At 34.2% G+C, this 20,213-nt stretch carries 16 protein-coding genes; 15 read left to right on the forward strand and 1 reads right to left on the reverse strand.

The features are described from left to right. Positions 1 to 3 precede the first annotated feature (3 nt). The 4 genes from ACHZEU_RS14790 (at position 4) to ACHZEU_RS14805 (ending at position 6,027) form a co-directional block, all read left to right on the forward strand. Positions 4 to 906 (forward strand): TniB family NTP-binding protein, encoded by a 903-nt coding sequence (locus ACHZEU_RS14790; protein WP_279493410.1) that lies wholly within the window; start codon positions 4 to 6, stop codon positions 904 to 906. A 62-nt stretch (positions 907 to 968) separates the two neighbouring features. Beyond that, a complete protein-coding gene (locus ACHZEU_RS14795) occupies positions 969 to 2,768 on the forward strand; it encodes a TniQ family protein (protein ID WP_305193647.1) in 1,800 nt (599 codons plus the stop codon). Positions 2,769 to 2,787: 19 nt separating this feature from the next. Then, positions 2,788 to 4,824 carry a TniQ family protein gene (locus ACHZEU_RS14800; RefSeq protein ID WP_345803550.1) on the forward strand — a complete coding sequence of 679 codons (2,037 nt, stop codon included), beginning with the start codon at positions 2,788 to 2,790 and terminating at the stop codon, positions 4,822 to 4,824. Between the two features lie 438 nt (positions 4,825 to 5,262). Further along, positions 5,263 to 6,027 (forward strand): SDR family oxidoreductase, encoded by a 765-nt coding sequence (locus ACHZEU_RS14805; protein WP_279493406.1) that lies wholly within the window; start codon positions 5,263 to 5,265, stop codon positions 6,025 to 6,027. A gap of 248 nt (positions 6,028 to 6,275) precedes the next feature. On the opposite strand, the gene ACHZEU_RS14810 is transcribed toward ACHZEU_RS14805, so the two are convergent. After that, on the reverse strand, positions 6,276 to 6,530 hold the full coding sequence (locus ACHZEU_RS14810) for a GlsB/YeaQ/YmgE family stress response membrane protein (protein ID WP_279493405.1): 255 nt from the start codon (positions 6,528 to 6,530) through the stop codon (positions 6,276 to 6,278). A gap of 607 nt (positions 6,531 to 7,137) precedes the next feature. Between ACHZEU_RS14810 and ACHZEU_RS14815 the strand changes: the two genes are divergently transcribed. From ACHZEU_RS14815 to ACHZEU_RS14865, 11 genes are all read left to right on the forward strand, one after another. Then, on the forward strand, positions 7,138 to 8,727 hold the full coding sequence (locus tag ACHZEU_RS14815) for a sensor histidine kinase (RefSeq protein ID WP_279496402.1): 1,590 nt from the start codon (positions 7,138 to 7,140) through the stop codon (positions 8,725 to 8,727). Between the two features lie 111 nt (positions 8,728 to 8,838). Then, positions 8,839 to 9,516 (forward strand): response regulator, encoded by a 678-nt coding sequence (locus tag ACHZEU_RS14820; protein WP_112116865.1) that lies wholly within the window; start codon positions 8,839 to 8,841, stop codon positions 9,514 to 9,516. Between the two features lie 39 nt (positions 9,517 to 9,555). Further along, on the forward strand, positions 9,556 to 10,515 hold the full coding sequence (locus ACHZEU_RS14825) for a tripartite tricarboxylate transporter substrate binding protein (RefSeq protein WP_048393944.1): 960 nt from the start codon (positions 9,556 to 9,558) through the stop codon (positions 10,513 to 10,515). Positions 10,516 to 10,843: 328 nt separating this feature from the next. Beyond that, positions 10,844 to 12,136 (forward strand): CitMHS family transporter, encoded by a 1,293-nt coding sequence (locus ACHZEU_RS14830; protein ID WP_054549726.1) that lies wholly within the window; start codon positions 10,844 to 10,846, stop codon positions 12,134 to 12,136. 272 nt (positions 12,137 to 12,408) lie between these two features. Then, positions 12,409 to 12,897 (forward strand): VOC family protein, encoded by a 489-nt coding sequence (locus ACHZEU_RS14835; RefSeq protein ID WP_048393946.1) that lies wholly within the window; start codon positions 12,409 to 12,411, stop codon positions 12,895 to 12,897. A gap of 316 nt (positions 12,898 to 13,213) precedes the next feature. Further along, a complete protein-coding gene (locus tag ACHZEU_RS14840; protein WP_279493404.1) occupies positions 13,214 to 14,206 on the forward strand; it encodes an ABC transporter substrate-binding protein in 993 nt (330 codons plus the stop codon). A 131-nt stretch (positions 14,207 to 14,337) separates the two neighbouring features. Beyond that, a complete protein-coding gene (locus ACHZEU_RS14845) occupies positions 14,338 to 16,008 on the forward strand; it encodes a helix-turn-helix domain-containing protein (RefSeq protein WP_279493403.1) in 1,671 nt (556 codons plus the stop codon). A gap of 165 nt (positions 16,009 to 16,173) precedes the next feature. Then, a complete protein-coding gene (locus ACHZEU_RS14850; RefSeq protein WP_048393950.1) occupies positions 16,174 to 16,866 on the forward strand; it encodes a stalk domain-containing protein in 693 nt (230 codons plus the stop codon). A gap of 222 nt (positions 16,867 to 17,088) precedes the next feature. Beyond that, on the forward strand, positions 17,089 to 18,438 hold the full coding sequence (locus ACHZEU_RS14855; RefSeq protein WP_254660048.1) for a TraB/GumN family protein: 1,350 nt from the start codon (positions 17,089 to 17,091) through the stop codon (positions 18,436 to 18,438). 183 nt (positions 18,439 to 18,621) lie between these two features. Then, positions 18,622 to 19,575 (forward strand): sugar kinase, encoded by a 954-nt coding sequence (locus ACHZEU_RS14860; RefSeq protein ID WP_054549722.1) that lies wholly within the window; start codon positions 18,622 to 18,624, stop codon positions 19,573 to 19,575. 12 nt (positions 19,576 to 19,587) lie between these two features. Then, positions 19,588 to 20,208 carry a bifunctional 2-keto-4-hydroxyglutarate aldolase/2-keto-3-deoxy-6-phosphogluconate aldolase gene (locus ACHZEU_RS14865; RefSeq protein WP_279493400.1) on the forward strand — a complete coding sequence of 207 codons (621 nt, stop codon included), beginning with the start codon at positions 19,588 to 19,590 and terminating at the stop codon, positions 20,206 to 20,208. Positions 20,209 to 20,213 lie beyond the last annotated feature (5 nt).

Here is a 20,213-nt window from a genome sequence, read left to right on the forward strand (position 1 = left end):
AAAATGGCATCTAACTCAACATCTAATTCTTTTTCAGAGTTTGCTGATAGAGTTTTAAATATAAATGTAGATCTTCCTAATGCTGAGTCAATTTATAAAGTTATGGATTCACATATTAAAAGGATAGGGAAAACTAGACATCTTTTTATTACAGGACCATCAAATGTAGGTAAAACTAAAATGGCGGAGAACTATATTCAAAGATACCCAGGATATACTTTAACCGAAGAAGACGGAACAGAAATTGATATTAAGCCGGTGATTTATATGGAAGCCCCTCATCCGTTTACCTTATTAGAGTTTTATCATGAACTAATTTATGCGTTAGGCTCTCCACGTTTAGGTGGAGTACCTAAGATAAACGATTTGAAGGTTCGTGCTTATCACTTAATAGCTAGGCAAAGAGTGAAGATGGTCATTATAGATGAAGTAAATAATATACAGACCTCGGGTATTAACAAAAATACGGCTATGGACGCCGTAAAACATATGGCTAATAAAACGAATGTTACATTAGTCTTAATGGGTACCCCTGAAGCAGCAGAATTAAGAACTCTAGATGAACAGTATAAATCAAGATATCGTCCACATTCTATACATCGTTTTACAGAATGTAATGAAGAATTTTGTTCATTTTTAAATAGAATAGAAGAACAGTTGAGATTTCCAAAGAAAATTGGCCTGGGAGATGTAAAATCAGGACTACCTCAATTACTACATTATCAAAGTAAAGGAAAAGTAGGTTATTTGGTACCTATAATACAGGAAGCATATGATTTGCTAGGAGTTTTTCAAGAGTCATTTATGAATTTCGATCAGGCAACCTTAACACCATACGTACTTGATGAAGCTTATAAAATAATACAAGGAGATTTTATTGATGATATTCTAAATGAAAAACTTTAAAAGAAGTATATACCTATACCAAAAGGGAAGAATGGTGTAAAAAACTTTTGGAGAGGTTATTATTGAAGCCAACTTTCTTAACAATAAGAGTTAGTCCTTATGAGGACGAATTATTATCTAGTTTCCTAATTAGGTTAGCTAATGCTAATGGTATCGATATTTTAAAATTCTGTTCCAGCTTTAATATCAGTAATTCACACTATTTGCAAAAAGATGATATAGATTTAATTGATTTTTACCCATTAAAAATTCTTAATATTAAAAAAATATCAGAGGTAAGTAAATTAGATAGACAGCCACTGCTAAATAAAACATTTTTAAAAGTGATAAGAAAATTTACTGATGAAAATTTCTCTAGAGTACGTAATTTTACAGATTTAATTAGGAAAAAGCTATATTATTGTCCAGATTGTCTAAAGGAAAGTAATTATTATAAGGTTTTATGGAAAGTAGTAGGAGTAAATGGCTGTTTAAAACATAATAAATTTCTTATAGATAGGTGTCACAATTGCAATAAAGATATTCTCTTTAAGGAAGTATGTATAATGGGTTTCTGCCCCCATTGTAATTTTGCTTTAAAAAATTGCAAATCTATACTTGATAAAAAAGTACTTGTAGAAATAAACACTCATTTAATAAAGTCTTGGGAGTATTTATGGGGGGATAAGGTTCAGTCTATTCATACTAATAATATGCCACTTAATTTATTGTATTTATTGAATGGATTTAAATTGGATTTAGATAGAACGTTAGTTACTAGAAATTTGAACAAACATGCTTCATTATCCAGTTTGCTTCAGCATGTAAGAGGTACAAATGGATGTAGGAAAAATTTGCACTTGGGTATTGTATTGAATATTTTAAAAGAACAAAACTATAGTTTGAAGCAATTACTTAAACTAAAAGTTCCGAATGAGTTTATGACGAGACTCCAAACTAAAAAGAAAATAGATTATGTTTCATGTATGGCTCCTTGGTGTTCTTCTTTTGGGAAATTAGGATCTTTAGTTAAAACTGGGACCAGCAAAAAAAAGAAACAAGATGGGACAGAATTAAAGTATTACCTTCTTTGTACTAAGTGTGGCTGTGAATATGCATTAAATGTGGATGATCAACTTGTAGAACGAACATATTTTATTCATGCTTACAATGAATTGATAACTGTAAATATATCTATAAGTAATTTAAAACAACTTAGTGCTACTTTAAAAATGTCTATTGATAAAACAAAAAGATGTATATGTTATTTCATAAGCAGGAATCAATTTAATAATTGCTACTTTTTTAAAGAGTTTAGGATAGATATGAATAAATTAAAAAGTATGCTTAATGGGATTAGAGGAGAAATAGGATTAAAAGAAATCAGAAAATGGAGAATATGGGAAAACTACAATGATTTTTTAGTCTATAGATATCATATTGACGTAATAAATGAATTGTACGATGAAGATGGCTCTAATAAAAAAGATTATAATCTGAGCAATAACTCACAATTTTTAAGAGTGAAAAATACTGTTGAAGAAATGTTTGAGATAAATGAGGATATCACAATAAAGAATGTGAGTATTAAATTAAAAGTTTCTCCTGAAACAATCCGTAATTGGAGAGGTAATAAGTATATTGCAGAAGTGAGAAAGAAACAGAGGGAATTGAGGCTGCAACAATTGAGAGAGGAAATAAAAAATAAAGTAGAACTTTATATTAATGAATCTTGCTCAGAAAATATCTCCTCGTATGAATTATATGAATACTTACAAATAAAAAGAACGGTTTTATGGAGAAAGGATAAAGAATTAACTAGGTTTATAGCAGATAAACTTGGCAATCATAAAGAACAAAAATTTAACAATTATAAATTCTGATTTTAAAGAGGTGAATTTCATGGAGATTAGAAGAACATTCACAATCAGACCTAAATTGATAGAAGGGGAATCTTTATCAAGTTATCTCATTAGAACAGCAAATTTAAATGCAATAAACAGTATCTCTGAAATATGGCAATTAGTAAAGAAACATGAAGTTTATAAAGTGGATAGGAATATCTTTTATAAGTTTGACTTATTTCCATGTGATATTGTTCATTTAAATGATTTGTCAATTTTATTAAATATAAAAGCTAATGAATTGGTATTACATTCTTTTGAGCCAATAGTTAGCTTTTTTTATCCTGGGGCAGCTGGAAAAATGATATTTGGGAAAGAAATAGAACTCAAGAACCGTCGATTTTGTAAAAGTTGTTTAAATGAAAATAAAGCATATCAACTTTTATGGCAAGTTAAAGAGATACATATGTGTTATAAACATTTTACAAGAATAGAATCAAAATGTTACAGATGTGGGAGTGAACAGCCATATCTAAGAAGTGGCCATTTAGAACATCTAAAGTGTAGTTCTTGTGATAAATTGTTATTTGATGGAATAGAAGAGACTATCCAGGATATTAATATAAAAAACAAACAATTTAGAATATATAGGGATTGGAAAAATTTATTTAAAATTACAAGTTTCATAAGTAAAAATGTATTAAAGGAATCTCAACCAATACATAGAAAAATTGCAGTATTGTTATTATTCTTAGCTACTCCGAATAATGTACGGATAAATTCTAAGAAACATCCCTTTTATTCTCCTTCACAAGTGAAAAGATTATTAGAAATTGTGAGAAATAAATCTAATGGTACATTAAGATTAGGATTTATATTAAATACTTTGAGAGAATTAAATATTGAAATAAGTGCTTTAATGAGTTTAAAAGTACCAAACTCATTTATAAGGATACTATTAAATAGGACACAAGATAAGAAAGTTCAAGTTATTGAATGCAAATCAGAATGGTGTGAATTTTATGGCACCGTTCATAGGATGGTAGATATGAAATTCTCTAAAGGGAAGTATGTACCAAAAGAATATTTATATAGCTCGATGTGTGTATGCACATATTGCTGGGTACAGGTAGGTTATAATAAAGAATTATCTAAATGGGAAGAAACAAATATTTCTCAATCTTTATTACAGAAAATTAATAGTTTATTTAGAAAGGATTATTCTGAAAAACAAATTATTCAGCAACTTAACATATATCCTAATAAAGTTTATTTCTATTTAGGTTACATTTATCAATATAATCCGTTTTGTAATACTAATTCAAAATTGGAAAATAGAGTGGTTGATTTAAGTAAAAGCAAATTAACAAACAATTTTTCTTTATTGAAGTCCTTTTGGAAAAAGAGTGAATTACTCACACAACAAGCATCAAATCTTTTTGGCTGGGACGTTTTATCAACTTTTTATTATTATTGGCATCCCGATGTACAGCAATATATATATTTGGAGGAAAATTCACGAGTAACAAACAAAGAAAAAGAGGAGAAATTGAGAAATGAAGTGGACCGAGTTATTAAACACCTAGATCGAAGTAACATACAGATCTCTGTAAAAGAAGTTGCAGCAATTTTAGATATAACGGAAAGTACATTACGGTACCACAACCTGAATAAAAAAATAAATGAGGCAAAATTGAGTAACAAATTAAACAAAGAAAAAGAAGAAATAGAATATATATATGAAGTAATAAATGGATACATTAAGAATAAAAAAATTCATGAAGAACCAATATTAGTACATGAAGTATATAAATTTCTAGGAATATCTGAAAAAATTTTAAAAAGGAATTATCCAGAAATAGCAAAATTTATTTCAAATTCAGCGAAAGAGAATATAGCTGAACAGAAGTTAATAAGAAGGGCAAACCTAGAAAAAGCAATAATTCATATTTATAATCAATATGGTAGGGTTGATTACTCTCTTTTAAGTGAATATTTAGGGGTTACCAAAAAGACTTTAAAGAGCTCTCGAGGGGTATATAAAGGAATTGATGTATTGATAAGGCACACATTAGATGACTTAGAAGGAGATTAAAGATTCTAAACAAATAATTTGATAGTAGTTTGGATGCTCATTGATGAGTGAGATACAAAAACCAAAAAAACGCCCTTTAATAGATAATTAAAAAATAGTTGGAAAAGTTTATGACAACATAAATTATAGAAATAGAGGAATATGACAATTGTTATTATAAATAGTGTCACTATCATCTTATAAAATTCTTAAGATTACTGTGAAAAATATGACATCATTAAATATAATTCACAAATGTGTTGGTGACTTTAAATAAAGTCATACCGTTTGTAAATAAATTACACCATTTTACCCCTTTGGATACTATTATTCTAAAGGGGTGTTTTTATCCATAACGAAACACTCCTTGAAACCGAATAGGAGAGCAACATTTCAAATAATGTCCCTTGATATAATTCTCTATGTAATCTAACTATGTTTGAACAAGGAGATGGAAGCATGGGTAAGTTAACAGGCAAAATCGCTTTAGTTACAGGATCAAGTCGAGGAATTGGCCGCAGTATTGCATTGCGTCTGGCACAAGAGGGAGCCTTTGTCGTCGTTCATTATGGGAAAAGACGTACTGAGGCAGAAGCAGTTGTTCACCAGATCGAACAAAGCGGAGGAAATGCTTTGGCGATTGGTGCTGACCTTAGTACACTAGATGGTATTCAAGATTTATTTACTACTTTGGATGATACTATTCGGGAATATATGGGCGGTTGCGGATTCGATATTCTTGTCAACAATGCTGGAATTGGTCAAATTATCAGTTTAGAAGAGACGACAGAGGAATCATTTGACGAGGTAATGAAGATAAATGTTAAAGCACCACTTTTTGTTACTCAGCAAGCTTTACCACGTTTAAAAGATGGGGGGCGTATTATTAATATTTCATCTTTTGTGACACGTGCAGCTTCACCAAGTGTCTTCACGTACAGTATGTCCAAAGGTGCAATCGACACGTTTACGCGTCTTCTAGCCAAACAACTAGGGAGCCGGAATATTACGGTAAACGCCATCCAGCCTGGGATTATTAATACAGAAATGAATGCTAAGACTTTGAAAAACCTTGATGGACAAAAATATGCGGCTGGTCTTTCAATTTTCAACAGATGGGGAGAGCCCGGGGATGTGGCAGATATTGCCGCCTTTCTTGCTTCATCAGACAGCCGTTGGGTAACTGGTCAATTGCTCGATGCAAGTGGAGGATCACATCTATAGAACATTAATTATCAAGCTTTGTATGGCATAGTCCTCCTCAATCAGGCGCTATTGTTGTATAGGCTGTTCTGTTCTTCTTGAATTCACGGAGCGGAGGATTGTTAAGTTAATTAAAAACAAAGTAAAAGCGGTCCTCCACAGATATGATGTGGAAGGCCGCTTTTTTGTTATAAGCACAGTCACCATTTATTATTGGTTACATCTGATTCACTTAATCGTATAGTAATAGATTAAGAGATCTATTTAGCTTACGAAGCACTACGCAATGATTTCATAATTAAACTCAAAATGAAAACTAGTATAATTGCTCCAATGAGGGCAGGGAAGATATAGAAATCGGAAATTTTAGGACCCCAACTTCCAAGAAGCATACCACCAATCCATGCTCCGATAATACCTGCAATAATATTACCAATAATTCCACCTGGGATATCTTTACCCAAAATTATACCTGCAAGCCAACCGATAAGCCCGCCAATTATTAAAAACCAAATGAAACTCATACTATCCATCTCCTATTTTGTATTTTAAATATTTTGTTATAGTGTTTTATAACCTTTTTTGAACTCTTTCAAACTATAAGGAGGGAAAAAATAAAAATTAGGGGAAGTTTCAAGGGAGATATCAGACATTGGCGCATTTCTGTAATAAGAGGAGCATCTTTATTTTAATGATAGTAATAAATTCATGTTTATTCTATTTTCATCCTGAACGCCGAAATCCAATATCAAATCACAAGTTTATTTTGACCAAGAATTACAAAATGGAGACTTAGCGTATAAGCATGGATTAACAACAGGACTTTTCCTGATGTGTCTATAAGATTTTATTATTGATTTACATAAACCTTCCACCGATTTTGGTGGAAGAATTTTATGCATTCTAAAATTCCTTTGAAATATAGTATAATCTAGAAATTAAGCTGGATTCAAACTAGGTTTTCCTCTGATATTTAGTAAGTTCTTATGATTTTTCTAGTTAAGACAATCATAACAGTCAAATTACCATGAGCTAAGTTATATTCTCTTAAATATGGAAACAAAGGGATTTAAATAAAAGTAGGATGAAAGTTATATGAATTATACTAGTTGAAAAGGGTGAAGGTTAAGTATATTGAACAAAAAAAAGATACCATTACAAACAAAAATATTGGGACTGATTAGCACGTTAATTCTTTTTATTGTTTTTCTGCTCGCCAGTATATTTGCTTATTTACAATATGTCGATGCAAGGACTCAAGTTAAACAATTGGCATTGCAAACGGCTATGACAATCTCTCTTATGCCAGAACTTAAAGAATCCATTGGGAAAAGTGATTTAGAGCTACGTTTTCGTCCAATTGCTGAGCAAGTAATAGATCAGGTAAATGCAGAAAATATTATTATTGAAGATCGGGAGAAGATTATTTATTCGCACAGAAGCCCAAGTCAGGTTGGTCAGAAGAGTTTTGATCATACAAATAATTATGGGTTAATATTTGGTGGTTCTAATAATTTTGAATTGGAACGAGAGAGTGGTTCTGTTTTAATAGGAAAGGTTCCTATCATAGCAGACAATAGAGAATATACTCGTGTAATTGGGACCGTAGCGGTTGAATACGCAGAAAAAGAAATCTTTCAAAATATTTATAAACGAATTAAGTCCATTCTCATTGCTTCTCTAATTGTTTTAATTTTAGGAATCATTGGTGGTATTTTTTTAACCAAAAGTATTAGAAAAGATACTATGGGATTGGAACCGCATGAAATCTCCTCACTATATAGAGAAAGAAGTGCCATTCTGTTATCAGTAAAGGAAGGAATCATTGCAATCGATCAAAAGGGTTTCTTAACCTTAATCAATCATTCTGCTAGTTCAATGTTGAACCTCAAGGATGAATCCTCTATTGGTGAACATATTCAATTTGTCTTACCAGCAATTAATATCGATCATGTATTACAGAAAGGTAAGCCCATTCATAATGTAGAGATATTAATTAATGATAAAGTATTTATTTTTAATTTTATTCCCATTATCGAAAATGAAAAGATTATGGGTGTGGTTTCTAGTTTTCGTGATAAAACGGAGCTTAAAAAGCTTATTGATACGATCACAGAGGTTCGCGCATATTCTGAGGGACTTCGTGCGCAAACGCATGAGTACTCAAATAAACTTTACTTATTATCAGGATTAATCCAATTAGAGAGATATCAGGATGCGTTTGAATTTATACAAAAGGAGTCAGCCAATCACCAACACCAAAACCGAATCCTATTTAATCAAATTCAAGATATAAATGTTCAAGCTATATTATTAGGGAAACTGGGCAATGCATCGGAAAAGAAGATTGCCTTTGAAATTGATCCTGATAGTTATGTAGATGTCTTACCAAGTCACATTGAAATCACGGATATCATCACAATCATTGGAAATCTTATTGATAATGCATTTGATGCCGTAGCCGATCGAAAAGAGAGAAGGGTGTCTTTCTCAATTACAGGAATTGGGAGTGATATCATTATAGAAGTAGCAGATAATGGAAAGGGAATTGCTGAAGATATGTTAGATTTTATATTTGATTTACGTAGTTCATCTAAAGGAAAAAATAGGGGGTACGGTTTATTTAATGTTAAACAAATTGTAGAATCTTTAGGTGGAACAGTAGAAGTAAAAAATGACAAACACGGTGGGGCCATTTTCACGGTATTCCTACCGAAATAATGAAGCTTACTCAATGAGATAATCTATAGTACTACTGATGTTGGAGGTACTTCCCTTTAAGTTGGGTTTCTAAATGTCAGCACAGGGAGATAAAAGAAGGAGAGGGGAAAAATGATTAAGGTTGTCATTGCGGAAGATGATTTTCGTATTGCACAAGTGCAAGAACAGTTTTTGCATAAAGTACCAGATGTAAAGGTTGTTCAGAAGGCATTGAATGCAAAGGAAACGATGGACATACTAGAGAAATATGAAGTTGACTTGCTTTTTTTGGATATCTATATGCCCGATGATCTTGGAACAAATTTGTTAGCAAAAATTCGCGATCATTATCCATCAATCGATATTATTATAGTGACTGCTGCAACAGAAAAAACGATGTTGGAGACGGCAGTTAGATATGGTGTGAGTAACTATTTGTTGAAGCCTGTGACAATGGAGAAATTTGTTGAAGCGGTGGAAGAATATAAAAAAAAGAAAAAACTTCTAAGTCATCGTGATGAGGTCGACCAAACATTGATTGATCAATACTTTGGTGTTGCCAATCAATTGTCCTCATCTCAAAAAGACTTGCCTTCAGGTGTTGATCGTCATACTTTAGAAAAAGTGAAAGAGGTAATGAAGGAACTAAAAGGTGGTATTTCCATCGAGGAGATGGGTGAACAAATCGGTGCATCTCGAACAACTGCTAGAAGGTATTTAGAGTTTCTTGTTTCAATTGATGTCTGTACGGCAAAACATGAATATGGAGTTGTTGGAAGGCCTGAGAGGAAATATTACTATAAAGAATAACAACAAGGTTAACTTAAAAATAAGGACAAGGGATGAACAATGAGAAAAAAAATAATGTTTATTTTCGTGCTTGTTGTCATGCTTTGCTTTGGTTGTTCACAAGATGAGGGGCATGAAGCAATAACAGATACAGTAACATTCATTGCCCCAAGCTCTATTGGTGGAGGTTGGGACAAAACAGCAAGAGCCATACAGGATATTTTACTGAGTAACAATTTGATTGATGAGGATATTCATGTACTGAATAAAATAGGTGCTGGTGGAGAGCTAGGATGGAAATATACTAAACAACAAAAAAAACATGTGCTAGCAATGAATTCAAGCTTACTCATTACCAATCATTTGTTGGGGCAAAGTAAGCTAACCTACAAAGATTTTACACCCATTGCCACTTTGGCTACAGAATGGAATGTCGTAATTGTCTCCAAGGATTCAGAAATAAAAAGTGCAAAAGGTTTAATGGAAGAGCTCAAAGAAACACCTCAAGCGTATAAAATAGGAGTTTCTCCGAGATTAGGCAATGATGATCAAATTTCTTTTGTATTAGCGAGTAAACAGGCAGGAGTGCATCCTGAAAAACTAGATTTTTTAGTTTATGAGAATAGTGATGAAGTTGTTGATGCATTATTAAAAAAGCAAATAGATGTGGCAACGATGACTTTGTCCGAGGCTAAAAAATATTATGATTTGAATCAGGTACAATTGCTTGTCATTTCCTCGGAGAAACGTTTAAAGGAGCTCCCAGAAATTCCTACATGGAAGGAAGAGGGAATAGATGTAGTTTTTAAACACTGGCGCGGTATTATGGGACCACCTAATATGTCAAAAAAGGAAATCGAATTTTGGGAGACGACATTTGCAAAAATGGTCAAAACTAAAGAATGGAAACAAACTTTGCAGACGTATATGTGGGAAGATTTTTATATGAACAGTAGAGATACATCTAGATTTCTTGATGATGAAAATAAGAAATATGAGAAATTATTGGAGATTTACTGAGTAAATTTATTCTTATTATGCATAGTAATATATTTGCTTTATTAGGTTGACTATTGAGATCTATGTGTTTTCCTTTCTATCGTCTTATACGATGTTGGAGAGAATACATAGTCCAAGGTTAGCCTCTTTTTTTGTTTATCAAAAATAGACAGGTATACAATGCTTTTCGTGAACAAAATGTACAAAATAGCTATAAAGAAATTAATAAACATTAATTTGTAAACGATTACATTTGGTCGATGTTAATTTATTATAAGGTGTAATATTCGGAAAATTAGTTATTTAACGAATTAATAAATAACTTCACGAAGCATTTGGGGGGAGTATTATGCTAGCAATTTTAGGTTTTTTAATGATAATAGTATTTATGATTTTGATTATGACGGGCCGTCTTACAGCAATGATTGCATTAATTGTAGTGCCAATTACGTTCGCAGTTATTGGTGGATTCGGAAGTGAAATGGGACCTATGATGTTGGATGGGATTAAAAGTGTCGCTCCAACAGGGATTATGATTTTATTTGCAATTCTTTTCTTTGGTATTTTGATCGATGCTGGTGTATTTGATCCAATCATTAAAACGATTCTTAGGCTAGTAAAAGGGGATCCTGTAAAAATTGCTATCGGAACAGCCGTATTAGCCCTTTTTATTTCTTTAGATGGTGATGGTACGACAACATACATGATTACTATTTCTGCCTTTCTACCGCTTTATAAAAGAATTGGCATGCGACCAATTGTATTAGCTGGTATTGCCGTTTCAGCTTCGGGTGTGATGAACCTTCTACCTTGGGGAGGACCAACAGCAAGGGTTATGACAGCCTTGAATCTGGAAATGTCTGAGGTTTTTACACCAGTGATTCCAGCGATGATTGGCGGGGCTATCTTTGTTCTGTTCATGGCATTTACGTTCGGAAGACAGGAAAGAAAGCGGATTGGTATTATAGAATATGATTATGAAGCGGCAGCTCAGTCTGCTGCTACAGTCGAAGATGACTATTTGAAACGTCCAAAACTAATTATCTTTAACTATACTTTGACAATTGTTCTTTTAGTAGCGTTAATTATGGAGTTATTACCACCTGTTGCATTATTCATGCTTGGTTTTGCGATTGCGATTACTGTAAACTATCCAAAATTGAAAGATCAGAAGGAACGTGTTGCGAATTATGCTGACAATGCATTATCTGTTGTTTCTATGGTTTTTGCAGCTGGGATATTTACAGGCATTCTTTCAGGTACATCAATGGTAGATGCAATGGCAAACTCAGTGATTCATTATATTCCAGATGCAATGGGTTCTCATTTTGCTGTTGTTACAGCCATTCTCAGCGCACCTTTTACATTTTTTATGTCTAATGATGCCTTTTACTATGGAGTACTGCCGTTACTTGCAAAGGCAGGAGCAGTATATGGCATTGATCCAGCCCTAATCGGTAGAGCTTCTCTTTTAGGTATGCCAGTACACCTTCTAAGTCCGCTTGTTCCCTCTACGTATTTATTAGTAGGAATGGTTGGAGAGGATTTCGGAACACTACAACGTATCTTCTTAAAGTGGGCATTCGGTTCTACAATTGTCATGATTATTGTCTGTGTAGTGTTGGGGATTTTCCCCCTTTAAAAGCTACGGTTCATGGGGTGAAAAAGATTACCTAGTAAAAATCCTTTATTTATAAGTGTAAGAGAAGCCTATTTTAATGGGCTTCTTTTTTTCTATTCTTATTCGAGTACCCGCCATAAATTAAAAATTGTTTAGAAGGATGTTTCAGATAGGGGTTTTAAAGCGTTTTTATTCGTAAAAAGGACAATCATCATATACGATAAAAATAATTAAGACTTAGGATTCTGCAATTAAAAAGAAATTATTCAAATAGGAGAAAGGTGGTTTGAAATATGAAAATCCGTAAGATTGACCATGTGGGGATAATCGTCAATGATCTTCCTGCAGCGAAAGCATTTTTTCTTGACTTTGGCCTTGAGGTGTTAGGGGAAGGAAAAGTGGAGGGTGAATGGGTGAAGAGGATGGAGCGGGTAATAGGGCTTCAAGATATAAAAGAGGACGTTGCAAAATTGCGAACGTCAGATAGTGACGCAAATATAGAAATAGTAATGCTGCGAACGCCAGACGGTGAGACGAATATTGAACTAGTAAAATTTAACGCGCCATCAAATGAAATAGGCATCCAGCATCCTTTAGCAAATACTTTGGGTATCCAGCATATTGCCTTCAATGTTGAAGATATTGAAGCCCTCGTTAACAAATTGACAAAGAAGGGCGCAGAACTTATTAGTGACATTTATAGGTACGAAAACGCCTATAAATTATGCTATGTTCGTGGGCCAGAAGGAATTATTTTAGAGCTCACTGAAGAAATCAAATAGAATAGTAATCAACAGCTTGTTAATATGAAAAGAAACCACTGAAATGGTTTCTTTTTTTTCTATAGGGAGCTAATACTTATGCTTACATTTCACCATTTTCTCTCTTGAGATTCTAAATTGATCATATAGTCGAAATCCTAAAATGAATAATTCTTCACTAAAAAAAACCAAAAGGCTTTCATAATCCTGATTATTGACATTTATCCAAATAAATTATTGCGTTTTTTTCATTGTTTCGCCCTTTCATAAAATCTATAATAACTCTGTAAATGATAATCATTTTCAATTAAAGATAAATCTGAAAGGGGCAACAAATATGAAGCAATATATTGGAAAGAGAATTATACTATGGGGGAGTTTCCTCCTGTTGTTATTGATATTAGCGGCATGTAGTTCTAATGGCAACACATCTGATGCGCAGAAAAAGGAAAACGAGAAAACAACTCAATCTGATGTGAAAGCAGAGGAAAGTGAGTCAACTATTCAATATACAACGATTACAGGTGAACAGGTTGAAATACCTGCAAATCCAAAACGAGTCGTTTATATTGGTCAGACAATTGGTGATTTCTTGGCGATGGATATTCCGGTTGTTGGTAATAATCTTCCTAAAGATTCTCCTAGTTACTATGAAGGCAAACTTGAAGGGATCGTTGATATTGGTAATCCTGCTGACTTAGAGACGATTTTGACTTTAAAACCTGATTTGATTATTAATGGCTATTACAAGGCGGATCCAAATCTTAATGAAGAATTGTCAAAAATCGCTACTACGATTCCCTTTAATCCTGCTCTTCCTTATACAGAACGAGTAAAAGAGATGGGGAATATCTTAGATAAGCAGGAAGAAGTAGCTCAATTGCTTGCTAAGTTTGAAACAGAGTCTAAAGAAATGTTTGAAAAGTTTCAATTAACAGAAGGGGAAACCGCAACAGTTTTCTATCAGCTAGGAAAGACGCTTTATGTTATGGGTGATCGTAGCCTAGGTGCTATTATTTATGGGAAAAATGGCTTTGCTGTCCCACCAGCAGTACAAAAGAATATTATTGATGTAGAAGGGGTATCTTTCCTAGAGGTTTCAGAAGAGGTGCTTCCTGAGTTTGCTGGTGATCATTTGTTTGTAATTGTACAAGAGGATAGTGAAAGTGAAGCAGAAGCTGATCGGCTGCTACAAAGCCCGATATGGGGAACTTTGCCTGCTGTCAAAAAGGGAAAAGTTTATGTTGTTCCTAATGAATGGAATACAGATAATTTATTAGCTTTGAAGCAATTGTTCCAAAAGCTACCAGAGTGGATGCGCAAACAGTAAAAATTGTATCCGTCCAATCAATTTTTAAACCGCTAGTATTCTAGCACATACTCGAACAATCGTTGATAGTGGGTCATTATATGTTACAATGACGATAATGAGAATCATTTTCAATGTTTGGAGAGTTGCTTATGAATCTGACATCCTTATATATTAGACTACAACACTATGATCGATTTCAAGTTGATCGATTAATGTCAGCTACTAGCCATAATGAGGGAATAAATAATCATGAAACAAATTTATGCACATTATTGATAGCACTCAGTCCTGCCATACGACTGTATGTAGACAAAATGGCAATCGATCTACGACAAGGAAGCTGCATGCTCATTTTACCTATACAAAGCTACACGGTAGAGTCAAGTAACAAAGAGGCACAGCTTGCTCGCTTTACCTTTGAAACCTTTGAAGTAGAAGGAATGACTTTGAACCGAATTGCTCATCCACCCCTGCTTCATGGTTATCCCTATCATCTGTTGTTTTCTCAAGTCAAGCAGGTATTAGGAAATGAAGCATCGAACAATAATCAATTTTGTTCCTCTCTATCCACATTAGAAATGGCCATGTTACAAGGTAGACTTCAGCAAATACTAGCTATGATGGTTCAGTTAGATGAACAAGCTAACCAGTTACAGCACGAAGAAAAGACAAAATTGGTTCAACAAACTGTACAGTACATAGAACAGCACTATGATGAGGACTTGACAGTTGAACAATTAGCTAACATGGCTGGAATGGTAAGATGGCAATATAGTCAAAAGTTTAAAATATTGACCGGTAAAAAGCCGACGGATTATTTGACTCATGTACGTATAAACCAGGCAAAAAAAATTCTAAGTAATTCAACTGAGCCATTGAGAAAAATAGCTCGACAAATTGGGTTTAAGGATGAATATTATTTTAGTCGATGCTTTCATAAATTAACCGGAAACACCCCACGTGAATATGCAAACATTCAACTTCATACTCCAGAAAGAACAGTTATCGATTCATTTGGTAGAAAGATTCATGTTCCTAAAGATGCAACACGTATTGTGACTGATGGCAAATTTACACTTGGGGAATTACTTGTTCTAGGCATACCTCCTATAGGGGCGGCCATCTCAATCATGAAAGATAACGTGGTTTATCACAATAAATTAAGGAACATTCATAGTATTGGGCATTGGGTAGATCCGGATAAAATCGCACAGCTGCAGCCAGAGTTATTATTGCTTAGCTATTTTCATCCTGAACATGATTTGCAGAAACTAGATGCGATTGCTCCTACTATTATACTGAATAGCAAGTTTAGTCTATTTGAGCGGTTACGATATATCGCTAAACTATTTGAACGGAGTAAAGCGGCAGAGAAGTGGATTTCTACATATGAGAACAAAGTAAGATTGGTACGTAGGCAATTAGCAGATGTTTATGTTGCTGGGGAGACGGCTACTGTTTATCTCAAGTTAGATACTAAATATTATGTTATGTGTCAGACTGGATTGGCTGCAAGCTTGTATGAATCTCTGGGCTTTCGTCCTACTCCTCAGGTAATGCAGCTAATCGAGCAAGGGCAAGCATGGATAGAAATTCAGCAGCATCAAATAAATCACTATGCTGGAGAGCGTAATTTTATCTTGGCTTCCCCCAAAGAATTACTAATGATTACTTACTGCCCACAAATCGCCACGTTAATCGAGCTTGCTCCTGGTAAGACTCATTTCATAGATTTTATATGGAATCATTGTGATCCCATTACACGTGAACGGTTGTTAGAGGTTCTACCGTCTATTTTTAAGAAGAAAGTTATTCGATAATTAAAAAGTAAAACTCGATCCATTAATTGGATTGAGTTTTTGCCATTAATCGTATAATTGCTCACAAATAAATTTAAAAAATATCCTGATATAAAAATCTTTAAAGGCTGTATGAAATTTCTGGTATAATTACATATATCTATGTTTATTTTAAGGAGTGATTTTATGAAAAAGCTATTTATAATAACTAGTTACTTAGGGTTTTTTATAGTAGGAGGTTTGACTTTTACCTACTTTTCAACAACGGAAGCAGCAAGTGACATGAAAAAGATTAGCGTGTTTCAGGATCCAATTAATTATTATGTAGATAAGGTTGAGAAAGTACCGCCAGAAGGTCAATCTGGATTTAATTATCAAGGCACGATATATGTCCCAATGCGATTTATTGCTGAATCTTTAGGTGAAAAAGTAACATGGGATGGGAAAACAAAATCCGTTTATATTGGTGATGTTCCAAAATTCATCGCTTTAAAAGATGTAAAACCTATTGGAAGTGATGAAGACCACTTCTTCCACAATCCAAGCTCTGTCATTATTAGTACAGGTGAAAAATTTGAGCGATCCTATCAGCTTGGTGGTTATCATGGGGGAGGCGCAGTTCAAGACCATACAGTGGAATACTTAGCCAATGGAAATTACAAGGGATTCGAAACCTATTTGGCACCAATTAAAAAATTAGCAGCTAATTCCTTCGGTATAGGTTTCTTGAAAATTTACGCAGATGGGAAATTAGTTTATGATAGTGGAGCAATCAAAGATAAGGTAAAGGTTCATGTTAATTTAGATGGAGTTTCAAAAGTGAAATTTGAACTTGAAGGCAGTGGTTTAGGTATATTAGATCCTAAATTTATTCAATAAACCTTCTCTACTAATAAACGAAAAAGACGATGACATAATAATTTGTCATCGTCTTATTAAATTTGACCTCTTCATAACTATTTCAAAATAGAGAAATGTCAATACATATTTGTCAATATTTACACTTTTACTTATAAAATAGTTGGATAGTATATGGTATAATTTCATACGATACTTATACATAAAATAGGAAAAGGGAGAGAAAAGAATTTGATGAAAAAGATGATGAAACGAACGAGTGCAGCGTTGCTTGGTGCCTCATTAATGCTGACGACAGTTGTCCCTGTGATTCATGCTGAAGAGCAAACAAAACCCCTAGTACCGTCGATAAGCGAATGGGCAATAGAAACATTAAATGAGGGCGAAAAATACGGGATTTACTCAACTGAATGGTACTTCGATGGTTTTCTTCAGGAAATTCCAGTGGACAAAGTAAATGAACTACTAGCTTTAACAGAAAAGAAGGTTGCCTCTCTAGGCTTAGCTGAAAATAAACAATACAAACCAGTAAGTGTGAAAAACAATAATACACGTGGTGATATTGTCAATCGCTTGTATAATATTGTAGCACGGTATGATTTACCTGTTGGTACAGATGCTGTTCAATTTATGAAAGAGCAAAATATATTACAAGGCTCTCCCAATGGACTTCAGTTAGAGAAAAAGGCAACCACTCAACAGGCTGTTTTGCTAGCTGTTCGTTTCATTCAGAGTACATATGCACTTGCAGAGCAAGGCTCTAAAGGGGTGGCCTGGGTAGTAGAGGACGAGGATACGCTTATCTACTTATTAGGCTCTATTCATTTAGGAACACCAGACTTATATCCATTCGATAAAAAATTAGTAACGGCATTTGATGAATCTGATGCACTGCTAGTAGAGGCGAATATCTTGGATACGGAAGCACTTGAATACTATTCAGAGAAAGCAATGTATACAGATGGCTCAACATTGAAAGATGCTGTTGCACCAGAAACATATGCGAAGCTTGAACAAGTGGCAAAGCTTTATGATCTGCCAATGGACCAGCTAACAGTTCAAAAGCCGTGGATGCTTTCGAGTGCATTATCGATGCTAGCTATGGACGATTCCTTTGGTATGACACCTCAAGAGATGGCTATGCACGGTATCGATGTCTACTTTTTATTAAATGCACAGTTGCAGCAAAAGCCAGTGATTGAATTAGAAGGTACAAGAGCACAGGTTGATATGTTTGAAGGATTATCACCAGAGGCACAGGAGCAGTCACTAGTCGCTGTACTGGATAGTATCATTCATCCAGCGGAAGAAAATCAATCTGAAGTACTTCAAGAGTGGTTTACAAGCTGGAAGCAAGGAAATGTTGAAGAGTTTGCAAAAAGCTTCCAAGCAATGGAAGGTACATCATCTGAATTTAATGAAATGCTATTTGGTCTACGTGATGAACAAATGGCCAAGAAAATCATGAATGTACTGGAAGAAAAAGAAGGTAAGTACTTTGTTGTTGTTGGTTCAGGTCACTTCCTAATCGATAAAAATATTCGCTATCATTTAGAGAAAAACGGCTACAAGGTAAAGCCATTTTATCAATAAAATAGATTCCCCTCGTAAAAGGATAGATTATTTTCTGTCTTTTACGAGGTTTTTTTATGCATGTAAGACAATAATGGTCATATGACCCTAACAATCTAAATAATCGGATTATTGTTGCAACGTAAAAAAAATCGTGTTAGTATTAGTAAAACGTTTTACTAAAACGTTTTACTTGTGAAGGGGATGAACATATTGAGAAATAAACGAATTGCAACGATTGGGGATGCAATGGTCGTTTTTAATCCATCTAAGACAGGTCCTCTACGTTTCGTTCCTTCCTTTGAGCGAGCTGTGGGTGGTGCAGAATTAAATTTTGCGATAGGTGTTACGCGTTTAGATATGGAAGCAAAATGGATTAGTTGTATTGGAGACGATGAATTTGGCAAATTAATTTATAACTTTGCGCGTGGTGAAGGGATTGATGTATCACATGTCTTACGAACACCACATATTCCAACATCTATCTATTTTAAGGAGATTCGGGAAGACGGTGCAGGTAAATCGTTTTACTACCGCAACCCATCACCTTTACTTGAGCTGACAGAAGATCGTATTGATGAGTCAGTACTGGATGATGTGGACTTATTACATATTAGCGGCGTGTATTTAGCGGTATGTGAACATAACATTGAAGTTGCATTGAAATTAATTACTTTAGCACAGGCGAAAAATATTCCAATATCTTTTGATCCAAATTTACGTTTAAAACTATGGACTATAGAAGATGCCCGAGCGGTATACGAAAAAGTGTATCCATCTATCAATCTTCTGTTAACAGGACAGGATGAATTTGAGCTTTTATTTGAAGGGCGTACAATTAAAGACGTTCAAGAGAGTTATAAAATAGATGAAATTATTGTGAAAAAAGGTGAACAAGGCGCCACGGTTTATACAGCCACTGAACAGTATGATCGAGAAGCATTTTCCATTCGTGCCATTGATACAGTTGGAGCAGGGGATGCATTTGATGCTGCCTATGTCTATAGCTATTTAAATGGTGATGATATCGTAGAACGCCTCCGTTTAGCTAATGGTGCAGGTGCATTGGTAGCAACAATTAAAGGAGATAATGAAGGGCTTCCATCCCTGCAAGAATTAAGGCAATTTATTGGTGATGAAAAACTAATTGAGCGTTAGGAGTTGTCAGGAATGCAAAAAATCGAAATTTTGAAAGCGTTGTCAGATGCAAAAATTGTAGCTGTTATTCGTGGGGATTCACCTGAAGAAGCAACGGAAATTTCAAAAGGTGCTATCTCAGGTGGCATTCGAGCAATCGAAATAACGTATACAACGCCTTTTGTTGAAGAAACTTTTAAAGCATTACACAATAGCGATGCAATAATTGGAGCTGGCACAGTTTTGGATGTTGAAACTGCACGCCATGCGATTTTAAACGGTGCCAAATTTGTTGTTAGTCCAAGCTATAACGCTGCAATTGCAAGGCTTTGCAATCGCTATAGCATTCCATATTTACCAGGCTGTATGACCATTACAGAAATGGTGACAGCACTTGAAGGTGGAAGTGACATTATTAAACTATTCCCGGGAAATCAATTTGAACCAAACTTTATTAAAGCCGTTAAAGGGCCTCTACCACATATCACAATTATGCCTACAGGTGGTGTTGGTTTGGCTAATATGAATGAATGGTTAGAAGCAGGCGCAGTTGCAGTTGGGATTGGAAGTGATTTAAATAAAGCATTTGTAAAAGATGGCTATGCAGGTGTAGTGGAACGTGCCAAAGCATATATCGAAAATCTATCAAACTAGGAGGT

This window comes from Lysinibacillus sp. S1, from assembly GCF_044986265.1.
GTDB lineage: Bacteria > Bacillota > Bacilli > Bacillales_A > Planococcaceae > Lysinibacillus > Lysinibacillus capsici.